The 23,453-nt window shown below is 61.0% G+C and carries 19 protein-coding genes; 9 read left to right on the top strand and 10 right to left on the bottom strand.

Annotated elements, in window-relative coordinates:
* Nucleotides 1–369 carry a VOC family protein gene (locus WHJ28_RS06870; protein WP_340040966.1) on the bottom strand — a complete coding sequence of 123 codons (369 nt, stop codon included), beginning with the start codon at nt 367–369 and terminating at the stop codon, nt 1–3.
* 30 nt (nt 370–399) lie between these two features.
* Nucleotides 400–1,704 carry a chloride channel protein gene (locus tag WHJ28_RS06875; protein ID WP_340040968.1) on the bottom strand — a complete coding sequence of 435 codons (1,305 nt, stop codon included), beginning with the start codon at nt 1,702–1,704 and terminating at the stop codon, nt 400–402.
* A gap of 358 nt (nt 1,705–2,062) precedes the next feature.
* Between WHJ28_RS06875 and WHJ28_RS06880 the strand changes: the two genes are divergently transcribed.
* Both WHJ28_RS06880 and WHJ28_RS06885 read left to right on the top strand, forming a co-directional pair.
* Nucleotides 2,063–3,427: a hemolysin family protein gene (locus tag WHJ28_RS06880; RefSeq protein WP_340040970.1), complete on the top strand. Its 1,365-nt coding sequence runs from the start codon at nt 2,063–2,065 to the stop codon at nt 3,425–3,427.
* 173 nt (nt 3,428–3,600) lie between these two features.
* Nucleotides 3,601–4,281: a YczE/YyaS/YitT family protein gene (locus WHJ28_RS06885; protein ID WP_340040972.1), complete on the top strand. Its 681-nt coding sequence runs from the start codon at nt 3,601–3,603 to the stop codon at nt 4,279–4,281.
* 52 nt (nt 4,282–4,333) lie between these two features.
* Here WHJ28_RS06885 and WHJ28_RS06890 read toward each other — a convergent pair whose 3' ends face one another.
* Entirely contained in the window at nt 4,334–5,728 is a 1,395-nt protein-coding gene (locus WHJ28_RS06890) for an NAD(P)/FAD-dependent oxidoreductase (RefSeq protein WP_340040974.1), read from the bottom strand.
* A 311-nt stretch (nt 5,729–6,039) separates the two neighbouring features.
* On the opposite strand from WHJ28_RS06890, the gene WHJ28_RS06895 reads away from it, so the two are divergent.
* From WHJ28_RS06895 to WHJ28_RS06905, 3 genes are all read left to right on the top strand, one after another.
* Nucleotides 6,040–6,735 carry a hypothetical protein gene (locus tag WHJ28_RS06895; RefSeq protein ID WP_340040976.1) on the top strand — a complete coding sequence of 232 codons (696 nt, stop codon included), beginning with the start codon at nt 6,040–6,042 and terminating at the stop codon, nt 6,733–6,735.
* Nucleotides 6,736–6,838: 103 nt separating this feature from the next.
* Complete coding sequence (locus WHJ28_RS06900) at nt 6,839–7,213, top strand: BlaI/MecI/CopY family transcriptional regulator (RefSeq protein WP_340040978.1); 375 nt, start codon at nt 6,839–6,841, stop codon at nt 7,211–7,213.
* Nucleotides 7,210–9,303: a M56 family metallopeptidase gene (locus WHJ28_RS06905; RefSeq protein ID WP_340040980.1), complete on the top strand. Its 2,094-nt coding sequence runs from the start codon at nt 7,210–7,212 to the stop codon at nt 9,301–9,303. Before WHJ28_RS06900 ends, WHJ28_RS06905 begins: the two co-directional genes overlap by 4 nt.
* A gap of 163 nt (nt 9,304–9,466) precedes the next feature.
* Here WHJ28_RS06905 and spoIID read toward each other — a convergent pair whose 3' ends face one another.
* Nucleotides 9,467–10,468 carry a stage II sporulation protein D gene (gene spoIID / locus WHJ28_RS06910; protein ID WP_340040982.1) on the bottom strand — a complete coding sequence of 334 codons (1,002 nt, stop codon included), beginning with the start codon at nt 10,466–10,468 and terminating at the stop codon, nt 9,467–9,469.
* Between the two features lie 139 nt (nt 10,469–10,607).
* Here spoIID and WHJ28_RS06915 point away from each other — a divergent pair, with 139 nt between their 5' ends.
* Entirely contained in the window at nt 10,608–11,975 is a 1,368-nt protein-coding gene (locus tag WHJ28_RS06915) for a citrate/2-methylcitrate synthase (RefSeq protein WP_340040984.1), read from the top strand.
* A 63-nt stretch (nt 11,976–12,038) separates the two neighbouring features.
* On the opposite strand, the gene WHJ28_RS06920 is transcribed toward WHJ28_RS06915, so the two are convergent.
* The 3 genes from WHJ28_RS06920 to WHJ28_RS06930 all read right to left on the bottom strand — a co-directional run bounded on the left by WHJ28_RS06920 (nt 12,039) and on the right by WHJ28_RS06930 (nt 15,428).
* Nucleotides 12,039–12,395, bottom strand: coding sequence for a hypothetical protein (locus WHJ28_RS06920; protein ID WP_340040986.1), 357 nt, complete (start codon nt 12,393–12,395; stop codon nt 12,039–12,041).
* A 179-nt stretch (nt 12,396–12,574) separates the two neighbouring features.
* Nucleotides 12,575–14,617, bottom strand: a complete 2,043-nt coding sequence (gene metG / locus WHJ28_RS06925) for a methionine--tRNA ligase (protein WP_340040988.1) — start codon at nt 14,615–14,617, stop codon at nt 12,575–12,577.
* Nucleotides 14,610–15,428 carry a hypothetical protein gene (locus tag WHJ28_RS06930; RefSeq protein ID WP_340040990.1) on the bottom strand — a complete coding sequence of 273 codons (819 nt, stop codon included), beginning with the start codon at nt 15,426–15,428 and terminating at the stop codon, nt 14,610–14,612. The genes metG and WHJ28_RS06930 overlap by 8 nt, the downstream gene beginning before the upstream one ends.
* 178 nt (nt 15,429–15,606) lie before the next feature.
* Here WHJ28_RS06930 and WHJ28_RS06935 point away from each other — a divergent pair, with 178 nt between their 5' ends.
* Nucleotides 15,607–16,935, top strand: coding sequence for an MATE family efflux transporter (locus WHJ28_RS06935; RefSeq protein ID WP_340041304.1), 1,329 nt, complete (start codon nt 15,607–15,609; stop codon nt 16,933–16,935).
* 64 nt (nt 16,936–16,999) lie between these two features.
* Here WHJ28_RS06935 and WHJ28_RS06940 read toward each other — a convergent pair whose 3' ends face one another.
* Both WHJ28_RS06940 and WHJ28_RS06945 read right to left on the bottom strand, forming a co-directional pair.
* Nucleotides 17,000–17,443, bottom strand: coding sequence for a hypothetical protein (locus WHJ28_RS06940; protein ID WP_340040992.1), 444 nt, complete (start codon nt 17,441–17,443; stop codon nt 17,000–17,002).
* 199 nt (nt 17,444–17,642) lie between these two features.
* Nucleotides 17,643–19,238, bottom strand: a complete 1,596-nt coding sequence (locus WHJ28_RS06945) for an ABC-F family ATP-binding cassette domain-containing protein (protein WP_340040994.1) — start codon at nt 19,236–19,238, stop codon at nt 17,643–17,645.
* 234 nt (nt 19,239–19,472) lie between these two features.
* Here WHJ28_RS06945 and WHJ28_RS06950 point away from each other — a divergent pair, with 234 nt between their 5' ends.
* Both WHJ28_RS06950 and WHJ28_RS06955 read left to right on the top strand, forming a co-directional pair.
* Nucleotides 19,473–21,638 carry a bifunctional metallophosphatase/5'-nucleotidase gene (locus tag WHJ28_RS06950; protein WP_340040996.1) on the top strand — a complete coding sequence of 722 codons (2,166 nt, stop codon included), beginning with the start codon at nt 19,473–19,475 and terminating at the stop codon, nt 21,636–21,638.
* Between the two features lie 374 nt (nt 21,639–22,012).
* Complete coding sequence (locus tag WHJ28_RS06955; RefSeq protein WP_340040998.1) at nt 22,013–22,840, top strand: putative RNA methyltransferase; 828 nt, start codon at nt 22,013–22,015, stop codon at nt 22,838–22,840.
* Nucleotides 22,841–22,843: 3 nt separating this feature from the next.
* Here WHJ28_RS06955 and WHJ28_RS06960 read toward each other — a convergent pair whose 3' ends face one another.
* Nucleotides 22,844–23,437, bottom strand: a complete 594-nt coding sequence (locus tag WHJ28_RS06960; protein WP_340041000.1) for a rubrerythrin — start codon at nt 23,435–23,437, stop codon at nt 22,844–22,846.
* Between the last annotated feature and the right edge of the window lie 16 nt (nt 23,438–23,453).

The raw sequence follows: 23,453 nt of genomic DNA on the forward strand, positions 1-23,453 counted from the left end.
TTATTCCTTCCCAGGAACGATCTCGATCCAGTAGCCGTCGGGATCTTCAATGAAATAGATGCCCATGGCAGGATTTTCAAAGCACACGCAGCCCATGGCGCGGTGGCGCTCCAGCAGCTCGTCAAAGCGGTCGGTGACAAAGGCCAGGTGGAACTCCTGCTCCCCCAGATCGTAGGGCTCTCTCCGGTCCCGCAGCCAGGTCAGCTCCAGCCGGAAGCCGGTCTCCCCGTCCCCCAGGTAGACCAGCTTGAAGGAGCCGTCCTCGGCGTTCTTTTCCGCCACCGGCGCCAGCCCCAGAGCTTCACGGTAAAAATCCAGGGACCGATTCAGGTCCAGAACATTGAAATTGAAATGATCAAATCGCAGCATATGGGTTCTCCTTTGCATGGGTCCTCGGACTCAGTGGTCCTGGTTGGCTTTCTTGTCGATGAATTCGGGCCGCAGTTTACTATAAACGATTTTTTGCTCGCTGTACAGCCCATAATAGCCGGACAGCATATAGGACACCGCCAGACACACGGCAAACAGGCACAGGCTCTGACCGGTAAACATCCCCAGGCTGTCCCCGGCGAAGAGCTCCAGAGAGAGCAGCAGAGAGGTGATGGGGCAGTTGGTGACGCCGCAGAACACGCACACCATGCCCAGTCCCGCCCCGAAGGAGGGGTGGAGCCCCAGGAAGGGGGCCACGGTGCAGCCAAAGGTGGCCCCGGTGAAGAACACCGGCACGATCTCGCCGCCCTTAAATCCCGCCCCCAGGGTGATGGTGGTAAAGAGCATTTTAAAGAAGAAGGCCTCCGGCCGGGCGTTTCCGCCGATGGCGGCGTGGATGATAGCCTCTCCCGCCCCGTTGTAGTCATAAGTACCAGGGTTCCAGATCCAGATCACATAGGTGAGGCCGATGACCAGGCCGCCCCCCACCGCCGAGCGCACCAGATGATTGGGCAGGAATTTGTCGTACAGCTTGGGGGCGGCGTGCATCAGCCGGCAGAAGAAAATGGACAGCAGGGCAAAGAGAATGCCCATTCCAATGACCTGCAGCAGGGTGACGGCGCTTAAGTTTGGGATGCCCTCCAAAACAAAGGCGGTGGGGGGTACGCTGAAATGCTGGGCGATCCACAGGCCAATGACGGAGGAGAGAATACAGGGCACGATGGCGGCATAGTAGAGCACGCCCACGCTGGTGACCTCCATGGCAAACATGGCGGCGGTGAGCGGGGTGCCGAAGAGGGCGGAGAAGGCCGCCGACATTCCGCACATGGTGATGATGCGGCTGTCCTTATCGTCCAGGCGCATCCACCGACCCACCTTGGAGGAGATGGAGCCTCCTATCTGTAGGATGGCTCCCTCCCGACCGGAGGAACCTCCCACCAGGTGGGTGATCATGGTAGACACAAAGACCAAGGGGGCGGTACGCAGCCGGAGAGGCTGGTTTTCACGCACCGCCGCCAGCACGAAGTTGGTGCCCCGGTCCCCCTCCATACCGCACACCCGGTAGAGCAGTACAATGGCCAGACCGCCCAATGGCAGCAGCCAGATCACCCAGGGATTTGTATGGCGCAGGTCTGTGACCGCGGAAAAGGCATAGTAAAAGGCGGTGGCCACCCCGCCGCACAGCAGGCCGCTGACCCCCGCGAAGATCAGCCATTTGACAAATGCGGCCGGATGTTCCAGCCAGGCCGGTATCTTCTTTGTCTCTATCTCCATCTTTTTCACGCTCCATCGGTCCCCGGCACGGGGACCGTTACTCTCCTGCGGCTGCGAATATCCCTCCGCACAGTACGACATACACGGGTATTATACCATGGCTGCAAACCGCTTCGGCTTGCGCGCCGCAGAGCGGCGAAAACCGGCACAGCCGGTTTCGGCCATGGTGTAACAAGCGCAGTGCGCGGCGTTTCGCCGCGCCCAGCCGCCTGAAAGGCGGCCCCAAACAGCCCAGCTGTTTGGGCTGCGGTTATTATAACATGGATACCAACTTTTTTCCCTATTCTTATAGATTTTTTCCACGGCTGTGCTATACTGGATCAAAAAGACACATCCAAACCGTCAAGGAGGAATCACCTTGTACCCCCCATTATGGTCCCGGCTGCTGCTTCAGATCCTCTTCATCTGTCTTGGCGCCATCTTTGCCGCCGCTGAGCTGTCCATCCTCTCATTGGATGAAAACGACCTCCGCCATCAGTCCGAGGAGGGCGACCGCAGAGCCGCCTGCCTGGAAAAACTGCTCCGCCGCTCCTCCCGTACCCGCACCACGGTACAGCTGTGCGTCATTCTGGCCCAGCTGTGGGGAGCGGCTTTTGCCGCCCAGGGGCTGGCCCGTCCCCTCTCCCAGTGGGCCGCCCTCCGCTGGCAGCTCACCGGTTCCGCCGCCCAGGGGGTACATATCCTGTGCCTGCTGCTCACCATCCTGGTGCTGGCCCTGGTCACCCTGGTATTCGGCTATATGATCCCCCGCCGTATAGCCCTCCACCGGGGCCCGGCGGTGGCTCGCCGCACCTGCGGCCTGGTGTCCGTCCTCTCCGCCGTCCTTCTGCCCCTGACCGCTCCGCTGGAGCTGCTCACCGGGCTGTGCCTGCGGCTGGTCCACATGGACCCCCACGCCGACCGGGCCCCCGTCTCCGAAGAAGGTATCCGCCGCCTGGTGGACATCGGCGAGGAGAAGGGCGCCATCGAGACCGACGAGAAGGAAATGATCCAGAACATCTTCGAGTTCAACAACATGACCGCCGCCGACGTGATGGTCCACCGCACCGACATGGTCATGCTGTGGGCGGAGGACACCCCGGAGGAGATCGAAAAGACCATTGAGGACTCCGGTCTGTCCCGCTTCCCGGTCTACGAGGAGGACGCCGACGACATCATCGGCATCCTCTCCACCCGGGAGTGGCTCATCAACGCCCGCAAACCCCAGCCCAAACCCCTGCGGGAGCTGCTCCGCCCCCCCTACTTCGTGCCCCAGTCGGTACGCACCGACCTGCTGTTCCGGGATATGCAGAGCAAAAAGGTCCACCTGTCCATTGTGGTGGATGAGTACGGCGGCACCGCCGGACTGGTCACCATGGAGGACCTGCTGGAGGAAATCGTGGGCAACATCTACGACGAGTTTGATCCCCAGGAGGACCTGGAGATCATCCCCCTGGGGGAGGGGCGCTGGCGGGTGGCCGGCTCCGCCGAGCTGGAGGAGCTCTTCGACACTCTGGACCTGGAAATGCCGGAAGAGGAGGAATCGGAGACTTTGGGGGGGCTGGTGTACGCTCAGCTCTCCGTCATCCCCGAGGACGGCAGTCACCCCGAGGTGGATATCTACGGCCTGCACATCCGGGTGGAGGAACTGTCCGAGCGCCGGGTGGAGTGGGCCACCGTCACCAAACATACCCCCCCGCCGGAGGAGGAACCGGAACACACCGCCCACAAAAAAGAATCCTGAATTTCAGGCGTGCCGCTGTTCTCAGCGGCACGCCTTTGATATCCATTCACTCCACCCTCTTGTTAAATCGACAAAATTTTTCCTTTTGTTTTGGTAAAGATGCCGCTTGAACCGCCCTGTTTATCGTGCTAAACTATTTTTAGTGCTAAAAAATATTTTTCGAGGTGTGCGCGATGTCTCATTCCGGTCTGCTCCGGCGCTATTTGATCTTCCTGGCCGGGGTCCTGTGCTCAGCCCTTGGCATCTCTCTGATTACCCTGGCCGGAATGGGTACTTCAGCGGTATCCAGTCTGGCCTATGTACTCACCTATGTATTCCCCGGCGTCTCTCTGGGCACCTTCACCTTCCTGGTGAACTGCGTCATGCTGGGCGGCCAGGCCCTGATCCTCCGCAAGAAGTTCCGTCCCATCCAGCTGCTCCAGGTCCCCTTCACCTTTCTGTTCTCCTGCTGCATCGACCTGTGGATGGGACTGCTGGGCGACCTGGTGCCCCAGTCCTACGCCGGCCACTGGGTGGTACTGCTTCTGGGCTGCACCTGCCTGGGTCTGGGCGTGGCTCTGGAGGTCATCCCCAATGTGCTCATTCTCCCCTGCGAGGGCTTTGTCCGGGTGTGCAGCCAGGAATTCCACTGGGACTTCGGCAAGACCAAGACCGGTTACGATCTGACCATGGTGACCGCCGCCACCCTGCTGTCCCTGCTGGATCTGGGAGCCGTGTATGGTCTGCGGGAGGGCACCGTGGTGTGCGCCCTGACGGTGGGCTATATCTCCCGGTTCTTCTGCAAGCGGCTGGCCTTCCTGGTGAAGAAGCCGGAGGAGACCCCTCTGCCCGACACCCGCGTCTCCGTTGCATAATAAATAAAAAACAGCTGCAAGCCAATGGCTTGCAGCTGTTTTTTGATTGGTTTCATTTCAGCCGGTCCAGAATCACCTGAGCCACTTTTACGCCGGAAGCGCCTGCCTGAGCCAGGCCACGGGTGACGCCCGCGCCGTCGCCTACGGCAAAGAAGCCGGGCAGAGAGGTCTCCAACTCGCCGGACAGGGCCAGCCGGGCGGAGTAGAACTTCACCTCGGCGCCATAGAGCAGGGTGTCATAATTGGCGGTACCGGGGGCGATCTTATCCAGCTGGTAGATCATCTCGATGATATCGTCCAGCTGCCGCTTGGGCAGGGCCAGGGACAGATCGCCGGGGACAGCGGCGGTGAGGGTGGGCCGGACGAAGGACTTGCTCATCCGGTGCTCGTTGGTGCGGATGCCGCTGACCAGATCGCCAAAGCGCTGGACCAGCACACCGCCGGCCAGCATATTGCTCAGAGAGGCAATGTGCTTGCCGTAGCGGTAAGGCTCGTTGAAGGGCTGGGTAAACCGGTTGGACACCAGCAGGGCGAAGTTGGTGTTCTCGCTCTGGAGGGCGGGATCGGAGTAGGAGTGGCCGTTGACGGTGTTGATGCCCTCCACGCTCTCAGCCACCACATGGCCGTAGGGGTTCATGCAAAAGGTACGCACCTGGTCGCCATACTGCTTGGTGCGGTAGACCAGCTTGGACTCGTACACCACGTCGGTGATGTGCTCAAACACCTTGGCGGGCAGCTCCACCCGCACACCGATGTCCACCTGGTTGTTGATGAGCTGGATGCCCAGCTCCTTGCACTGGTTGGAGAACCACTCGGCGCCGGAGCGGCCGGGGCCGGCAATGAGCCAGGTGCAGTCGATCTCGTCGCCTCCCTCGGTGATGAGACGGTAGCCCTCCCCCTTCAGATCCTCGATCTTGGTGACAGCGGTGTGGAAGCGGAACTCCACACCCTTGCGGCACTCTTCATAAATGCTCTGCAGGATCTTCAGGTTGTTCTCGGTGCCCAGGTGCTTGCACCGGGCCTGGAGCAGGTGGAGGTCGTGCTCCAGGGCACGCTTCTCCAGGGCCCGGGCCGCCGGGGTATCGGTGGAAAACACTTTATCGGTAGCGCCGTGCTTCATGTTGATGGAGTCCACATAGTCGATGAGGCCCATGACCTCTTCCCTGGGCATGAAGTCGGTGAGCCAGCCGCCGAACGCGGTGGTGAAGTTATATTTGCCGTCTGAAAAGGCGCCGGCGCCGCCAAAGCCGCACATGGTGCCGCACACCTTGCAGTGGACGCACTCCTTCACCTTGCCCGCCACGATGGGGCAGCTGCGGGTATAGATATCGGCCCCCTGATCCAGGGCCACCACCTTGAGGCCGGGGTTGCGGTGCATCAGCTCGTACCCGGCGAAAATACCGGCCTCGCCGCAGCCCAGAATAGCAACGTCATACCGTGTGTTCATGTGCGATCTCTCACTTTACGTCATATTTTGGAAGAGATGGGACCCATCTTTCCAATTTGATATTATACCAAAAGGTCTCATTTTTGACAACGGTGAGTGTCTGTCCTGTAAAAAATTCGGTGTCTTTTTTCCCCGCTACGTTTACTAGTTTTTTCTTTTTTTAGGAAATAGCGATAGTCCCCCCCTGAAAAAGTTTCCGTTTCTGCGCATCACCTGGTTGACATACCCACAAAAGTATTGTATACTGACTCGCGGTTAGTCTTCGCTAACCAATAACTGGTGCACCCCATCTGACTGTAAGGAGGAATGCTATGTATCCCTATATCCTGGTATCCGTCGCGTTGACTCTGCTCTTTGCCTTTGGCTGCCGCAACGCCCTCAAAAAGCACGCAGGTCTCTTCTATCTGGCGGCCGCACTTATCGTTGTTCTGGAGGTCATATACTATCAGTTCGGCATCCGTGACATGGCGCCGGAATGGCTGACCGCCCATGTTGTGAACTTCTTTAAACGGGGCGCGCTCTCCACCGCCATGTTCATTGTTGTAATGTACCTGGGCGCACTGGATGGGAACCGTCCTGCCGTTCGCAAACTGATGGAGATCCGGGGAGAGCTGTCCATTATCGCCTGTATCCTTACCCTTGGGCACAATATTGTCTACGGCATGAAGCATTTTGTGGCTCTCTTCACCAATCCCTGGGAGATGAAGCCCAATGTTCTGATTGCCGCCATACTCTCCGTTATCATGATCGCCATCATGATCCCCCTGATGGTGACCTCCTTCAAGGCCGTCCGGGGCCGTATGCCGGCATCCCGCTGGAAGAGCCTGCAGCGGCTGGCCTATGTATTCTTTGCCCTGATCTATATCCATGTTATGGTCCTCTTCCTTCCCAAGCTGGATAAAAAGCTGGTGGATATCCTGATTTACACCGTCATTTTTGCCCTCTACCTGATCCTCCGCCTCATAAAGGCGGCCAAGCGCCGCAAGCTGCACAGGCAGGGTACATAATCCCCGCCCCGGGGCCGCCCAAGTACATAAGTTCTTGACAAATAAAGTTTACTGTTGTAGTCTTATATTAAGCTACAACAGTAAACTTTTTTAGGAGGCCGCTATGTGTATTGGTGCTGAAAAGATCCAGGATGCCGAACTGGAGGTCATGAAGGCCCTGTGGAGTCTGCCCCAGCCGGCGCCGCTGTTGGAGCTGCGCCGCATCCTGTCGGCCCGGTGCGGCTGGGAGGACTCCACCGTCAAGACCCTGCTGCGCCGTCTGTGCGAGAAGGGGGCCGTTCAACTGGAGCGCCGGGGAATGTACCGGGCGGTCATTACCCAGGCTCAATATGGCCGCTGGTCCGCCCGCCACCTGGTGGACCAGGTGTTTAACGGCAGCGCCAAAAAGTTGGTGGCCTCCCTGCTGTCCGACGGCCAGCTGAGCCAGGCGGAGATCGCCGAGCTGTCCGCCCTGTTTCATCAGGAGGAGTCGTCATGAACGAGATTTTACTCACCCTGCTCTCCCTTACTCTGTCCGGCTCCCTGCTGTGTGTGCTTTTGCTGCTCCTGCGCCCCGTGATGGGAAACAGGGTGCCCAAGGCCGTTTCCTATTATTTCTGGCTGGCGGTGCTGCTCCGCTTTCTGATTCCCTTCGGCTACGGCATCACCCTGCCCCAGCCTCCCCAGCCCACCCAGGAGGTGGTCCGGCAGGAAACCGCCCTCCCCGACCGGCAGGACCAAGGGGGCACACAGGCCGCTCCCATTACTCCGCCGTCGGAGCCGGTCACGGCGGAGCAGCCGGAGGCGGCCCGGCCGTCCGCCCCGACAGTTTCCCTCCCCGGCGTGCTGGTTTTCCTGTGGCTGGCGGTTGGAACAGGCTTCTTTTGCTGGCACATCGCCACCTATGCCCTTTTCTCCCACTGGGTCCGCGCCTCTCTCGCCCCGCCAACGGCGGAGGCCCTTGCCCTGTTTGAGGAGCTGGGCCACAGCCGCCGGGTGAGGCTGGCTTGCAGCGACCAGGTAAACGCCCCCATGCTGCTGGGGGTGCTGCGGCCGGTGATCGTCCTGCCTCAGGACGGGCTGGCCCTTCCTCCTCAGGCTCTGGCCGCCGCCCTCCGCCATGAGCTCATCCACGCCCGGCGGTGGGACATCTGCTACAAGTGGCTGGTGGTGCTGGTGACCAGCCTCCACTGGTTCAATCCCCTGGTCCACTGGATGGGGCGGCGCATTGCGCTGGACTGTGAGCTGTCCTGCGACGAGGCGGTACTCCGCGCCCTGGAGCCGGAGAAGCGGATGGCCTACGGGGATATGCTGTTGCTGCTGGCCGCCCGGCCTGGTAGGGCCTCCCCGTGGATGACAGCCCCTCTCTGTCAGAATGGGAAGCGGCTGAAAGCCCGGCTTCTGGGGATTAAAGGATACCGCAAGCCGGGCAAGGCCGCAATCTGCCTCACTCTGGTTCTGGGACTGGTGGTCACCTGCTGCGCCTGCACAGTGGTGGATCTGGAACCTCATCCCAGGGCTGCTACCGGGGAATTCGACCCATATCAACCCCTTCTGATTGAGTATGAATTGGCCTTTCTCCAACAGCAGCCTAACGCCTATCCGGACCTGGTATCCGCTGTCATTGCTCCCTACTGGGGGCAGGACCATCAGCTGGGCTATGTCCGCCGGGACCTGGACGGGGACGGCTCGGAGGAACTGCTGCTGGGCTGGGTGGGCAACGACATCTGGAATCTGGACCAGGGCTATGTCTTTGCCATCTACACCCTGGTGGATGACCAGCCCGTCCTGGCGGTGGAGGGCTGGGAACGGAGTCTCTATGTGGTGAGCGAGAACAACATCCTCTGCCACTGCGGCTCCAGCGGCGCGGGGCGGACCGGGTGGAAGCAATATCGGTTCGACCCGTCGGCGGAAGGCTTTTTAGTGACCCTGGACCAGGTCTCCGTGCCGGTGGACGGCGAAGGAGCCATTGCCATTGGCGAGAGCTGGATGGAGTCTGGCATCTCCCTCCCCTACATCTGCTTCGCAGGCAGAGAGGAGAGTCCCTATCAGGACGTCCTGCTGGGAAAGACTCCTTTCCTCTATGTGGACGGCTCCGGCCAGGACACTCCCACCTTCCTCCCTGACATTCCCCTTGCCTTCAGTCCCTACAGCTCCTATGCCGCTGTAACGGAGTTTGCCGTCCTGGACCTGGACGGCGACGGAAGCCGGGAGGCGGTCCTCCGGGTCACCGACGTGGCCAATGACATGGGGGGCTATGTGGTCTTACGCCAGGAGGGGGACGAGATCATGGGCTATCCCAGCCACTGGCGCACCTTCTGGCAGCTGAAAACCGACGGTACGTTTACTTACTCCTATTCCGCCGGCACGGAGGACGGCATTGCTTCCGCCCGCTTTGAGGAAGACGGCCTTACCCTAGAAAAGCACATCCGCTGTGAGATGGAGGCTTGGGAGCCTAAAGCCTTTGAAGTGGATGGCCGGCCCGTCTCCGAGACCGAGTATGAGGCCGTCCTGGAGGCCCAGGCCCAGAAGCAAGATGCGGTCTGGTATGAACTGAACGAAACCAACATCAATCAGCTGACCGCATAAAATATACCCCTGGGCAGTTTCAGGACTGCCCAGGGGTATACTGCTCTTGTCGAAAAGATCTTTTCGACAAGAGCAGTCGTTTGATTGGACGCGAAAGACAACCCTGACGGTTTTCTTTCACACTATCTTTCCCTCCGAATCTTTTGGCCAGCTGGATTTATCCTCAGTCTGGAGCATACTGCTCCACTTCCACGCCGGTATAGTACCACTTTAAAATCTCCTCATAGTCTTTGCCCTCCTGGGCCAGGGCGTTGGCCCCGTACTGGCTCATGCCAACCCCGTGGCCGTAGCCGGTGACCGAAAAGGTCACCCCATCCGCCCCGGCGGAGACGGTGAAACTGGTGGACCGCAGGGAGAACAGGGTGCGCAGCTCCTGTCCGCTGACCGTGACGCCTCCCACGTCCACACTGCTCACGCCCCCGGCGGAGTTGGACACGGTACCCCCAAACCAGCCGGAGGGATCGCCGGACAGGTCCGCCCCGGGGTACTTGGCCAGCAGCTTGGTTTTGAACTCCTCCGCCGTCAGGGTGACAGTGGAGTGGTAGTTGGGCACCTCCTCCCCCTCGGGGCTGTCCACTCCGGTGAGATAGGGCACGGAATTGCCCCACACCTCCACCGCGTCCACCGTCCGCCCGTCAGCGGAGGAGAAAAAGACGGCCTGGATCGGCTTCCCCCCATAGAGCACCGCCACTCCGTCGGTGTCCGCCACAGCGGCGGCGATCTTGTCGGTGTACATCTGTGCGTTGGTTCCCCAGCTGGCGGCTGCATCCTCCCGGGTGCGGTAGGCCTGGCAGCAGTTCACGTCGGTACACAGGTCGGCCTGCGGGTGACCGGAGGTGTCCCGCTCCATTTTGGAATAGGTATAGGTGCGGGCGGCCACCGCCTGGGCCTTCAGGGCCTCGCTCTCAAAAGCGGCGGGCATCTCGGCGGCCACCACCCCCCACAGGTAGTCGTCCAGTGCCATGGTCTCCACCGTGCCGTCGGACCGCTTTACCTTTACCTGCTGGGCGCTGTCCAGGGCCGGCTCCGGCGTGACCACCGTGCGGTCGATGGGCAGGCTGCCGCTCTCCACCGGCAGGGTTCCCTCCCCCTGGGGCACCAGCAGCAGCGGCAGCAGGAAAAGGGCCAGCAGCAGGGCCAGGGCAATCGCCGCCACCTGTCTCATTGGAAACACCGTCCTCTCGTTTTGCAAGTTATCATTCATTCCATTTCAATTTTTACTTCGTCTACTTTCCATATTGACTGTGCCGCAAAATGGTTGTACAATACCGTGTAAAAGAATTTGGGCAAAGGAGAGGCTGGAAATGCAAAACGCGGAGAAGGGCACATCCATGGACTTCATTGACAGTCTATGTGAGGAATATCGCAAACATAACCAGATCGACCCGGCAGATTACGAGCGCTATCGGGTCAAGCGGGGCCTCCGCAACGCCGACGGCACCGGCGTCATGGCAGGCGTCACCCAGATCGGCAACGTACTGGGCTACTACCTTCAGGACGGGGAGCGCTTCCCCGCCCCCGGCAAGCTGATCTACCGGGGCATCGACGTGGAGGAGCTGGTGGACGGCTTTGTGCGGGAAAAACGCTTCGGCTTTGAGGAGACCGCCTATCTGCTGCTCTTCGGCGCTCTGCCTACCAAAGAGCAGCTTGCCGCTTTCCAGCAGATGCTTACCGACAACCACACCCTGCCCCATATGTTCACCGAGGATATGATCATCAAGGCGCCCAGTCCCGACGTGATGAACAAGCTGGCCCGCTCGGTACTGGCCCTGTACTCCTATGACGACAACCCCGATGATATGTCTCTGTCCAATCAGCTGCGGCAGGCCATCCAGCTCATCGCCCGGGTGCCCGTCATCGTGGCCCACGCCTTTGCCGTGAAGCGCCACTACTACAACGACGAGTCTCTCTACCTCCACCGGCCCCAGCCGGGTCTGAGCGTGGCGGAGAACTTCCTCTACTCTGTCCGTCACGACAACCAGTTCACCGAGCAGGAGGCCCGGCTGCTGGATCTGTGTCTGGTGCTCCACGCCGAGCACGGCGGCGGCAACAACTCCGCCTTTACCTGCCGGGTACTCTCCTCCTCTGGTACCGACTTCTACTCCTCCATTGCCGCTGCCGTAGGCTCTCTGAAGGGCCCCCGTCACGGCGGCGCCAACAAGAAGGTCATGGAGATGTTCGGCTACATCGAGGATGCAGTGAAGGACTGGAAGGACGAGGACGAGGTGCGCGCCTACCTGGGCAAGCTGCTGCGGAAGGAGGCCGGCGACAAGTCCGGTCTCATCTACGGCATGGGCCACGCCATCTATACCATCTCCGATCCCCGTGCCGTCATCCTCAAGAAGTTCGCCAAACAGCTGGCCCAGAGCAAGGGGATGCTGGACGAGTTTGAGCTGTACGAGACGGTGGAGCGGCTCACCCCCGAGGTGCTACTCTCCGTCAAGGGGGAGAGCAAGGTGGTGTGCGCCAACGTGGATCTGTTCTCCGGCATGGTGTACAAGATGATGGGCATCCCTCAGGAGCTGTACACCCCCCTGTTCGCCGTGGCCCGCATCGTGGGCTGGTGCGCCCACCGTATCGAGGAGGTCTACCAGCCGGGCAACCGCATCATCCGTCCCGCCTACAAGGCGGTGGCCCCCATGCGGCCCTTCGTGCCCCTGGACCAGCGATAACAGAACCAAAAACAAAGACGTGCTGCTGTGCAGCACGTCTTTGTTTTGAAGGGATTGGAAGTATCACTCCTTGGTGGGGGTCTCCATGCTGAAGCTGTCACAGTCGGCGTCGCCGTCCTCGTCCACAGAGACGGTGGCGTCGAACTTGGCCTTGTAGCGGTCGCCGTAGTCATCCACTACGGTGATGTAGCCTTTGACGTCATAGGTGCCGTCTCCGTTGTCGTCGGTATTGGTCACCGAGGCCAGGACGTTTTTCACGTTGGCATAGCTGAACATACACTCCACAGCCGCCTCGGACTGTACCGCCAGCTCAATGGCGTCGGAGTAGTCCTCCTCTTTGGGCGCGGCGGAGCCGCCGCCGCAGGCGCACAGGCCCAGCATCATGGCCAGGGCCAGCGCAAGGGAAACAAACTTTTTCATAGCGATCCTTCTTTCCTCTCAAAACGGGCGCAGGCTTGGGTATCTCTGCAAAACCTGAACCTCTTCTTAAAGTATAGAGAATTCTCTCAGATGGCACAATGCGCTGGCTGCATAGTATTTATAAAAAAGGAGACGCTGCCATGCAGCGTCTCCTTCTTCATATCATCACTTTTTATGGCTTAACCCAGAGTACAGCCGGCGGGCACCTTGTCGTCCAGCATGAGCAGGTGGAGCTCCTCGTGGCCCTCGGCCCCCTCCTTCACGGCGGAGATGAGCATACCGTTGGACTCCAGGCCCATCATCTTCCGGGGCGCCAGGTTCACGCAGGCCACCACGGTCTTGCCGATCAGGTCCTCGGGCTCATAGTACTCATGGATGCCGGAGAGGATCTGACGGGTCTGCCCCTCGCCGCAGTCCAGGGTAAAGCGGAGCAGCTTCTTGCTCTTCTTCACCGCCTCGCAGGAGAGCACCTTGGCGGTGACGAACTTCACCTTGGCAAAGTCGTCGATGGTGATATACTCGGGCTCGGCCTTGGCAGCGGCTTCCGCCTTGGCGGCAGCCTCCAGAGCAGCCAGCTCCTCCAGCTCCTTGGCGGCGTCGATGCGGGGGAAGAGGTTCTCGCCCTTGCTCACCGCAGCCTGGTCAGCCAGCATACCCCACACACCGGCGGACTCCCAGGTGCGCTGGCTCTCGTCGGCGCCGATCTGAGCGAAGATCTTCTCGCAGGTCTCGGGCATGAAGGGGGTGAGGAGCACGGCGGAGATGCGCACGCACTCCAGCAGGTTGTACAGTACATGGGCCAGACGGTCCTGCTGGGTCTCGTCCTTGGCCAGAGCCCAGGGCTTGTTCTCGTCAATATACTTGTTGGCCCGGCCGATAAGCTTGAACACCTCCATCAGGGCGTCCTGGAAGGCATACTGCTCCATCTTGTCCTCATAGGCGTTGCGCAGCACGGCGGCCATGGAGATCAGCTCCACGTCGAACTTCCGGGGATCGTCCTCGGGGAAGTTGGCGGCCAGGTCCACGCTGCCCCGGGCCTGAGCCAGCATATTGGCCAGATCCCTCTCATCCTCGTCCGCGCCGCAGCCGGCAGGCAGATGCCCGCCGAAGTATTTGCCCACCATGGCGGTGGTGCGGCTCACCAGGTTGCCCAGGTCGTTGGCCAGGTCGGTGTTGATACGGCTGATGAGGGTCTCGTTGGAGAAGTTGCCGTCGGTGCCGAAGGGGAACTCCCGCAGCAGGAAGTAGCGCAGGGAATCCACACCGTAGCGCTGGGCCAGCAGATAGGGGTCCACCACGTTGCCCTTGGACTTGCTCATCTTGCCGCCGTCCAGCAGCAGCCAGCCGTGGCCGAACACCTTCTTGGGCAGGGGCATCTCCATGCTCATGAGCATGGCGGGCCAGATGATGGAGTGGAAGCGGACGATCTCCTTGCCGATGAAGTGGACGTCGGCGGGCCAGTACTTCTCAAAGTCGTCGTACTTGTCGTTCATGAAGCCCAGGGCGGTGGTGTAGTTGAAGAGGGCGTCAATCCACACATAGACCACATGGCCGGGGTCGAAATCCACCGGCACGCCCCACTGGAAGGAGGTACGGGAGACGCACAGATCCTCCAGGCCGGGCTTGATGAAGTTATTCACCATCTCGTTGACCCGGCTGCGGGGCTCCAGGAAGTCGGTGTTCTCCAGCAGGTCCTGGACCCGGTCGGCGTACTTGCTCAGCCGGAAGAAGTAGGCCTCCTCCTCGGCGTCCTGGACCTCACGGCCGCAGTCGGGGCACTTGCCGTCCACCAGCTGGCTTTCGGTCCAGAAGGACTCGCAGGGCTTGCAGTATTTGCCCACATACTTGCCCTTGTAGATGTCGCCCTTCTCATACATCTTCTTAAAGATCTTCTGAATGGCGGCCACATGGTAATCGTCGGTGGTGCGGATGAACCGGTCGTTGGAGATGTTCATCAGCTTCCACAGGTCCTTGACGCCCTGGGGGCCCTCCACGATGTTGTCCACGTACTCCTTGGGGGAGACGCCGGCGGCCTTGGCTTTGTCCTCGATCTTCTGGCCGTGCTCATCGGTACCGGTGAGGAACATCACGTCGCAGCCGGTGAGGCGCTTATAGCGGGCCATGGCGTCGGTGGCCACGGTGCAGTAGGCATGGCCAATGTGAAGCTTGTCCGAGGGGTAGTAAATGGGGGTGGTGATATAAAATTTCTTTTTCTCAGACATCAGAGGATCCCTCCGTATCGTTCTCGACCGGCTCCTCTGGCAGAGGCCGGGCGGCATTGTACAGCAGCAAAGCGCTGGAAGTCAGCAGATAGAGAATGGTAAAGCCATAAAGGGCCAGAGTGGCCCAGTCGTGCTGGTCGGCCAGGGTGACCAGAGAAAAGTACACCCCCAGCAGAGAGAACAGCACCATGGGGGCACACTTACCTTTGTCAAAGGAGAATCCGGCCATAAAATAGAGGCCCAGCAGACCGGTAATGATGGCGAAGAGCTCGTACACATAGTCCAGCTGCACCGGGTCCCCCGCCCGCACCTGGTAGGCGGCGATGAGCCACACACAGAAGGCAAAGGCCGGGATCAGCAGGGGCACGCTGTACTTGCCCCTGTTGGTTCCCTTGAAGTTGTCCCGCACCGTGGACATGACGCACAGCCCGGAGATGGCCGCCATAGCCGCCACCATGAGGCGGGTGTAGAGGGGATTGGTACCGGCGGCAAAATCATAGGCCATCAGACCGCCCGCACCAATGAGCAGGAAGCCGGAGAGCACCCCCGCCATGGCGTACAGGGTATTGTCCTTGGCAGAAAAGGCCTGGTCATAGCCGCTGAATCGGGGATATTTCCCCATAAAGCTGAGGATCAGCAGCACGGCGGCCACCACCACCGACAGGGCGATAAGGGCCATCGTGGCGGGAGCGCCGGAGATGGGCAGGCCGGTGTCCGCCTCAAAGGCGGTAGCCAGCTCCCAGCGCCGCAGGGCGAAACCGGCCCCGCCGCCCACCACCGCGATGGCGGGCAAAAGGATCTCTTTTCGCATAGTCAGCATCCTTTCCGGATGAAGTAAGTTCGAATATGTAGTATAGCACGATATGGTTAAAAACGCACGGTTTTTTTGCATATCCTATCTTATCGTTTCCCGGCCTAAAAGGCAAGGCTGCTCTTGTATTTTTTCCCCGGGCCTGTTATCATGCCCTGGAAAGGAACGTGTGATCATCATGCAGATTGATCTGACCCGGGGCGGCATCACCCGGCCCATGCTGTGCTTTGCCGCGCCCATGATCGCGGGCAACCTGCTCCAGCAGTGCTACAATATTGCCGACACCCTCATCGTGGGCCGGGCTCTGGGGCCCTCCGCCCTGGCCTCGGTGGGCTTCTCCTTTACTCTGATGACCTTCCTCACCTCGGTACTGCTGGGGCTGTGTATGGGCAGCGGGGCTCTGTGGTCCATGCTCCACGGGGCCCGGCGGGAGGAGGAGCTCAAACGCTGCCTCTTCCTCTCCTTCCTCTTCATCGGCGCGGTGGCGGTGGTGCTCAATGTGGGGGTGCTTTTGCTGCTGGAGCCGGTGATGACCCTGCTGCGTATTCCGGCGGAGGCCTGGGCCGACACCCACGCCTATCTGCGGGTGGTGCTGCTGGGGGTCTGCTTTACCTTCTTATACAATTACTTCGCCTGCCTGCTGCGGTCGGTGGGCAACTCCACCGCTCCCCTGGTCTTTCTGGCCCTGTCCACCCTGCTCAATATTGGGCTGGACCTGTGGTTCGTGCTGGGTCTGGGCTGGGGGGTGGCGGGAGCCGCCGGGGCCACCGTGCTGGCTCAGGGGGTGTCCGCCGCCGGTATTGCCCTGTATTGCTGGAAGCGGGTGCCCCTGCTCCGCCTGCGGCGGGAGCACTGTACCTTCCGGCGGGGAGAGCTGGGCCGCATTATCCACTACTCCCTGCTCACCTGCGTGCAGCAGTCGGTGATGAACTTCGGCATCCTGATGGTACAGGGGCTGGTCAACTCCTTCGGGGTCAACGTGATGGCCGCCTTTGCCGCCGCCGTCAAGATCGATGCCTTCGCCTATCTGCCCGTCCAGGACTTCGGCAACGCCTTCTCCACCTTCGTGGCCCAGAACACCGGAGCCTCTCAGCCGGAGCGCATCCGCCGGGGCATCCGCTCCGCCGTGGTGGTGTCCATCCTCTTCTGCGTGGTCAGCTCCCTGCTGGTGTACCTCTTTGCCGCCCCCCTGATGGCCCTCTTTGTGGAGCCGGGGGAGACCAAGATCATCGCCATCGGAGTGGAATATCTGCGCATTGAGGGGCTGTGCTACTGCGGCATCGGCATCCTCTTCCTGCTCTACGGCCTCTTCCGGGGGCTGGGACGGCCCGGGGTGTCGGTGGTGCTGACGGTGATCTCCCTGGGCACCCGGGTGGCTCTGGCCTACCTTCTGGCTCCCATCCCGTCCATCGGCCTGAAGGGCATCTGGTGGGCGGTGCCCATCGGGTGGGGACTGGCCGACCTGGCGGGGCTGGTCTTCTACCTTCGCCGCCCTGTCCTCCATTGAATTTCCAGGCAAAAGCACCGCCGCGGACTGTGTCCGCGGCGGTGCTTTTTTTCTGATTTGAGACCTATCCCAAGCGGTTCAGCCACTCCTGCAATCGGGCAAGGGCGGTCTCTCCACCCGCCAGGGAATAGCGCCAGGTGCCGTCCCACAGGGTGCCGTCCTCCAGCAGATCGAACCGCTTCTGCCCATCTGCTCCGGAAAATACCAGGCTGTAAGAAGCACTCCCTGTTTCATAATACAGGCTCGGACTCCAGGTGGGCCAGGAGAAGGTAAGGCCATACAGATACCGCAGATCCTCTTCCGCGGAGCGGCCTTCGGTCCGGGAGGAAATGGACAGGCCTTCATGCTCGCCGGAGTAGGCTTCCAGCCCCCAGAAGGTGACTTTTTCCGGTGGAATGCCCACCAATGACTCCATGCTGCGGGGCCACATCAAAAAAGCCGCCACCGCCAGGCAGACCGCTGCCACACACCCCAACAGGATCAAACGGCGTTTTGTTCCGGACTTCATGCTGCTCATCCTCCTTGCATTTCAACAAAATGGGGCACGTTACAATTTCCAGGCATCTTGCTCCGGTACAGGTCTTTTTCCTTTGATTCTGTTCTCTTCCTCTCAGATTATAACACAATGGCACCAGAAAGGAAACCGCAAGCGGAGCCCTTTGGGGCAGTCCTCGCTTGCGGTTTCCTTTTTCATATCCAGTTGGAGCTTACTCGGCCTTCTGGCTCTCCAGGTACTCGTCGTAAGTCATCTTGCGGTCGATGAGCTGACCGTCGGCGGTGAAGTCGAACACCCGGTTACACACGGTCTGGATGAGCTGATGGTCGTGGGAGGCCACCAGCACGTTGCACTTGACGGCCTCCAGGCCGTTGTTCAGGGCGGCGATGGACTCCAGGTCCAGGTGGTTGGTGGGCTGGTCCAGCAGCAGCACGTTGGCGCCGGAGAGCATCATGCGGGAGAGCATACAGCGCACCTTCTCGCCGCCGGAGAGGACCTTGACGGCCTTGTACACCTCGTCGCCGGAAAAGAGCATCCGGCCCAGGAAGCCCCGGAGGTAGGCCTCGTGGGGGTCGGAGGACCACTGGCGCAGCCACTCCACCAGGTTGTCGTCGCAATCCTTGAAGAACTCGGTGTTGTCCTTGGGGAAGTAGGAGAAGGTGGCGGTCTGGCCCCACTTCACGGTGCCCTCGTCGGGCTCCATCTCGCCGGTGAGGATCTTGAAGAGGGCGGTCTGGGCGTTCTCGTTGTCGCCCACGAAGGCGATCTTGTCGCCGTGGCCCACGATGAAGGACACCTTGTCCAACACCTTCACCCCGTCGATGGTCTTGGACACATCGGTGACGAAGAGGATGTCCTTGCCCACCTCCCGGTCGGGGGAGAAGGCCACCCAGGGGTAGCGGCGGGAGGAGGCGGGGATCTCCTCCAGGGTGATCTTTTCCAGCAGCTTCCGGCGGGCGGTGGCCTGCTTGGACTTGGACTTGTTGGCGGAGAACCGGGAGATGAATTCCTTCAGCTCCTGGGCCTTCTCCTCGTTCTTCTTGTTCTGGTTCTTCATCAGGTTCTGCATCAGCTGGGAGGCGTCGTACCAGAAGTCGTAGTTGCCCACATAGAGCTTGATCTTGTTGTAGTCGATATCCACGATGTGGGTACAGATGGTGTTGAGGAAGTGGCGGTCGTGGCTGACCACGATGACGGTGCCCTCAAAGTCCAGCAGGAAGTCCTCCAGCCAGTTGACGGCGTTGATGTCCAGGTTGTTGGTGGGCTCGTCCAGCAGCAGGATGTCGGGGTTGCCGAACAGGGCCTGCGCCAGCAGCACCTTCACCTTCAGGCGGGCATCCAGGGTCTCCATGGAGGTCTGGTGGAACTCGGTGCCCACACCCAGACCCTGGAGGATGCGGGAAGCGTCGCTCTCGGCCTCCCAGCCGCCCAGCTCGGCAAACTCCTCCTCCAGCTCACAGGCCCGGATGCCGTCGGCCTCGGTCATCTCCTCCTTCTCGTAGAGGGCGTCCTTCTCCTTGCCGATATCATACAGGCGCTTATTGCCCATGATGACGGTATCCATCACGGAATAGGCGTTGTAGGCGTTCTGGTCCTGCTTCAGAACGGACATACGGGTCTTGGGCAGGATGGACACCTCGCCGGAGGTGGGCTCCAGATCGCCGGAGAGGATCTTCAGGAAGGTGGACTTGCCGGCGCCGTTGGCGCCGATGATGCCGTAGCAGTTGCCCTTGGTGAACTGCAGGTCCACATGGGAAAACAGGGGCTGGCCGCTGTATGCCAGGGTCAGGTCGGAAACAGTGATCATGTCGTACTCCTTTTTTGTTCAGCCCGGCGTCAGGCCGGGAAAATCTTCGCAATTTTACAGTATACCATAGAACAAGAAAAAAACAAACCATAAACCGGCAGAATATCGCCCCGCTGAAAATGTTCTGTAAAAAAGCTGAAAAAAGAGGTGACTTCCCGGCCCGGAAGTGCTAGTATGAAGGCGAAAACCGGGTAAACTATCCGGTAAAATTTGGGTTGGAAGGAAGGATCAAACATGAAGAAACACCGTTCCCGCCGGCTGCTCTCTCTGCTGGCCACCGGTGCGCTGCTGGCGTCTCTGATGCCCGCCGCCTTCGCCGCTGACAGTGAGAAACACATCACCATCCTGGGCACCTCGGATATGCACGGCAACATCTGGGGCTACTCCTACGAGGACAACAAAGAGACCGACAACAACGGCATGGCCCGGCTGTACACCTACATCCAGCAGGTCCGCGCAGAGAATCCCAACACCATCCTCATTGACGCGGGCGACGATATCCAGGGCACCATCATGACCGACGATATCTACAACAAGACCCCCGACCAGCCCCACCCCGTCATCACCGCCATGAACTTCATGGGCTATGACGCCATGACCCTGGGCAACCACGAGTTCAACTGGGGCATCCCCACCATGCAGACCATCCTGGGTCAGGCCGACTTCCCCGTGCTGGCCGCCAACGTTACCGACGCCGACGGCAAGTACGTCACCGGAGCCGGCTGGACCATCGTGGAAAAGGACGGCGTGAAGGTGGCCATCATCGGCGTGGTCACCCCCGACGTGCCCATCTGGGATGGCGGCAAGGAGGGCATTGAGGACGCCACCTATGAGGCCGCCAATGTTGCCGTGGGCAAGGCCATCGACGAGATCGGCGACCAGGCCGACGTGATCGTGGTGTCCGCCCACATGGGTATGTACGCCGAGTTTGACGAGGAGGGCGGCTCCGACTCCGCCCAGAAGATCCTGGACGACAACCCGGAGATCGACGTGCTCCAGGTGGCCCATCTCCACACCACCGTTCAGGAGAAGCAGGGCGATGTGGTCATCGGCGGCGTGCGCAACGCCGGCCGGGAGATCGCCCGCTTTGACCTGACTCTGGACAAGGACAACAACATCACCGCCTCCTCCGTGGAAGTGGTGGACATGGCCGGCGTCACCCCCAGCCAGGCTGTTCGGGACATCCCCCTGGTGGCCGAGGCCCATCAGAAGACCATCGACTTCATCGCCGGCGGCACCGACGAGAGCGGCGAGCCCCTCCCCCCGCTGGGCACCACCACCGCCAAGTTCCAGCCGGAGAATGAGATCTCCGGCCTGCCTCAGGGCAAGCTGGAGGATACCGCCGTCATGGATCTGATCAACAAGATCCAGCTGGAGAACTCGGGCGCCGACGTGTCCGCCGCCGCCCTGTTCAAGAACACCAGCGACCTGCCCGCCGGTGACATCAACTACGGCAACATCTTCGACATCTACAAGTTCGACAACACCCTCTACCGGGTGAAGGTCACCGGCGCGGAGCTGAAGGCCTACATGGAGTGGTCCGCCGAGTGCTACAACCAGTGGAAGGAAGGGGACATCAACATCTCCTTCGACCCCGAGTACCCCGACTACCTCTATGATATGTTCGCCGGTGTGGAGTATGAGATCGACCTGTCTCAGCCCAAGGGCGAGCGCATCAAGAACGTGATGTTCAAGGGCGAGCCTCTGAAGGACGACCAGACCCTCACCCTGGCGGTAAACAACTACCGCTACTCCTCCGCCCTGAAGGGCCAGAACCTGATCTCCGGCACCAAGGAGTGGGAGTCCTCCAACTCCATCCGCGACATGATCGTGGCCTACTTCGCCGAGCACTCCCCCGTGGCTCCCGAGGTGGACAACAACTGGAAGATCGTGGGCGTGGACCTGAATAAGGACGACCCCCGCCGCGCTGAACTCATCGGCTACATCAATGCCGGCCTGCTGCCCGCCCCCTACGCCGAGAGCTACAACCTGGCCGACTATGACGCTCTGGTGGCTCAGGCCAAGGCCAACGCCGCCGTGCTGGTGGACGGCACTCCCAAGGCGGTGTCCACCGCCACCGACGCCGCCGGCAGCACCTATTACCGCCTGCGCGACCTGGCCGCCGCCCTCAACGGCACTGGCAAGCAATTCAACGTGCTGTGGAACGCCGGCGTTGAGATCGCCACCGGCGCGGCTTATGCCGACCCCGCTCTGACCATGCCCGCCCAGGCTCCCGCCGGTCTTGCCGCCGAGACCCTGACCGTAAAGGTGGACGGCGCCGCTCAGAGCATGAGCGTGGTGCTCTCCAACGGCAACTACTATGTGGCCCCCTCCGCTCTGGAGGCCCTGGGCATTACCTGCACCGTCACCGACGGCACCCTCAACATCACCACCAAGTAAATCCTGCCGCAGCAAAGGGCCGCGCCAATGGCGCGGCCCTTCAGCGTGTCGAGAAAGCTCGACACGCTTCTCAAAAATGCAAGCATTTTTTCGAGGGAATGCAGCCCGCTGCGTCGCACGCGCAAAGCGCGCACGCTTGCGGGCTGGGAAGTGTTTTTTCCAAGGCTCATGTCCTTGGAAAAAACAGATTCTTACTCTGTTTTGCCGCCTGCGGGCGGCAAAACTCTGCCGAGGGCTTTTCCTTGGTGCAAGAACATATTCCTCTCTTGCATCAGTTCCGCCTTTTTCGACAGACTGAAGGGCCGCGCCATTGGCGCGGCCCTTGTGTTATATTCTCCGAACTGGTATGATACCCTCAGATACTTTGGAAGGAGATGGCCCCCTTGAGCCTGTTTTGCTGTCCCCACTGTGCCGCTCCCCTGAACCGGGAGGAGCGCTCCTATACCTGCCCCAACGGCCACTGCTTTGACATCGCCAAAGAGGGCTATGTCCACCTGCTCCCCGCCAACCAGAAGCACTCCAAGTCCCCGGGTGACGACAAGGGCATGGTAACTGCCCGCAATCAGTTCCTGTCCAGGGACTACTACGCCCCCCTCCGGGACGCCCTGTGCGCCCTGGCTCTGGAGCATACCGGCGGGCAGGTATCGGTGCTGGACTCGGGCTGCGGGGAGGGCTACTACACCGCCGGCATCCACACCGCCCTCACCGGGGCGGGCAGGCAGGTGCAGCTGGCGGGGATCGACCTGTCCAAGCCCTCGGTGCGCCTGGCGGCAAAGCGCGTGCCCCAGGGGGAGTTTGCCGTGGCCTCGGCCTACCACCTGCCGGTGGCGGATCAGAGCGTAGACCTGCTCCTCAACTGCTTCTCCCCTCTGGCGCTGGAGGAGTTCCGGCGGGTGCTCCGCCCCGGCGGTCTGTTTCTTTATGTGGTGCCTGCCGCCAACCACCTGTGGGAGCTCAAGCAGGTGCTCTACGACAAGCCCTACCCCAATCAGGAGCAGGACATCCCCTACGAGGGCTTCTCCTATGTCAGCGTGGTGCCGGTGGATACCACCATGGAGGTGGCGGGTGAGGACCTGCCCCATCTGTTCCAGATGACCCCCTACTACTGGAAGACCCCCAGGGAGGGAGCCGCCCGGCTGGCGGCACTGGACGGACTGAAGGTACAGGCCTCCTTCCGTATCCACGTGTTCCGCCGGGACTGAGGACTACATCTGCTCCAGCACGCTGCGGATGATCCAGGCGTGTGCCTCCGCCTCGTCAGCCGACTCGTGGAAGAGGGCCTCCAGGCAGGGGTCGGCGGTGCCGGCGGCGGCAGCCCGGTAGCAGGCTGCGTAGCGCTGCATGGCCTGAAACTGCTCCCGCAGGGCGGCCTGCACCGGCTGGAGCGCGGGAGCGCTCCCCCGGTCAGCGGGCCAGTAGCGCACCCCGGAGATGAGGAAATAGGCGGTGCTCAGCCGCTTGGCCCGCCGCCGCTTTTCGGCGGCCAGGTTGGAGAGCATCCTGCCCCCGGTACCCGGTACCCGCCGGGCCAGCGCCTGGCAGCACCGGTGGGCGGCCAGTTCCTGGTCTATGTACTGCTGAAGCTGGGGACCATGAACTGCCGAGGCGGGCCCCAGACAGGTGATGGTCTCCTCCTCTTCCGCCGCCGGAGTGTCGTGTACCACCACCGCCGGCAGAGGCCGCTGGGCCACCGCCTCCACCACCTCAAAGGGGCAGTCCCCCCGCTCGTTGGGCATGACCCGCTTCCATACCCGCTCGAAAACCTCCCGGTCGCAGCCGGGCAGCAACTCCTGTTCCATACGCATTGCCTCCCCA

Origin of the sequence: Flavonifractor porci (genome assembly GCF_037572415.1) — a bacterium.
GTDB lineage: Bacteria > Bacillota > Clostridia > Oscillospirales > Oscillospiraceae > Flavonifractor > Flavonifractor porci.

Coding starts and splice junctions, on each gene's coding strand:
- WHJ28_RS06870 (WP_340040966.1), bottom strand. CDS start 369: ATGCTGCGATTTGATCATTTCAATTTCAATGTTCTGGACCTGAATCGG.
- WHJ28_RS06900 (WP_340040978.1), top strand. CDS start 6,839: ATGTGTATTGGTGCTGAAAAGATCCAGGATGCCGAACTGGAGGTCATG.
- WHJ28_RS06955 (WP_340040998.1), top strand. CDS start 22,013: ATGGCCCCCTTGAGCCTGTTTTGCTGTCCCCACTGTGCCGCTCCCCTG.
- WHJ28_RS06930 (WP_340040990.1), bottom strand. CDS start 15,428: ATGCGAAAAGAGATCCTTTTGCCCGCCATCGCGGTGGTGGGCGGCGGG.
- WHJ28_RS06905 (WP_340040980.1), top strand. CDS start 7,210: ATGAACGAGATTTTACTCACCCTGCTCTCCCTTACTCTGTCCGGCTCC.
- WHJ28_RS06950 (WP_340040996.1), top strand. CDS start 19,473: ATGAAGAAACACCGTTCCCGCCGGCTGCTCTCTCTGCTGGCCACCGGT.
- spoIID (WP_340040982.1), bottom strand. CDS start 10,468: ATGAGACAGGTGGCGGCGATTGCCCTGGCCCTGCTGCTGGCCCTTTTC.
- WHJ28_RS06890 (WP_340040974.1), bottom strand. CDS start 5,728: ATGAACACACGGTATGACGTTGCTATTCTGGGCTGCGGCGAGGCCGGT.
- WHJ28_RS06945 (WP_340040994.1), bottom strand. CDS start 19,238: ATGATCACTGTTTCCGACCTGACCCTGGCATACAGCGGCCAGCCCCTG.
- WHJ28_RS06960 (WP_340041000.1), bottom strand. CDS start 23,437: ATGGAACAGGAGTTGCTGCCCGGCTGCGACCGGGAGGTTTTCGAGCGG.
- WHJ28_RS06915 (WP_340040984.1), top strand. CDS start 10,608: ATGCAAAACGCGGAGAAGGGCACATCCATGGACTTCATTGACAGTCTA.
- metG (WP_340040988.1), bottom strand. CDS start 14,617: ATGTCTGAGAAAAAGAAATTTTATATCACCACCCCCATTTACTACCCC.
- WHJ28_RS06895 (WP_340040976.1), top strand. CDS start 6,040: ATGTATCCCTATATCCTGGTATCCGTCGCGTTGACTCTGCTCTTTGCC.
- WHJ28_RS06920 (WP_340040986.1), bottom strand. CDS start 12,395: ATGAAAAAGTTTGTTTCCCTTGCGCTGGCCCTGGCCATGATGCTGGGC.
- WHJ28_RS06940 (WP_340040992.1), bottom strand. CDS start 17,443: ATGAAGTCCGGAACAAAACGCCGTTTGATCCTGTTGGGGTGTGTGGCA.
- WHJ28_RS06885 (WP_340040972.1), top strand. CDS start 3,601: ATGTCTCATTCCGGTCTGCTCCGGCGCTATTTGATCTTCCTGGCCGGG.
- WHJ28_RS06935 (WP_340041304.1), top strand. CDS start 15,607: ATGCAGATTGATCTGACCCGGGGCGGCATCACCCGGCCCATGCTGTGC.
- WHJ28_RS06875 (WP_340040968.1), bottom strand. CDS start 1,704: ATGGAGATAGAGACAAAGAAGATACCGGCCTGGCTGGAACATCCGGCC.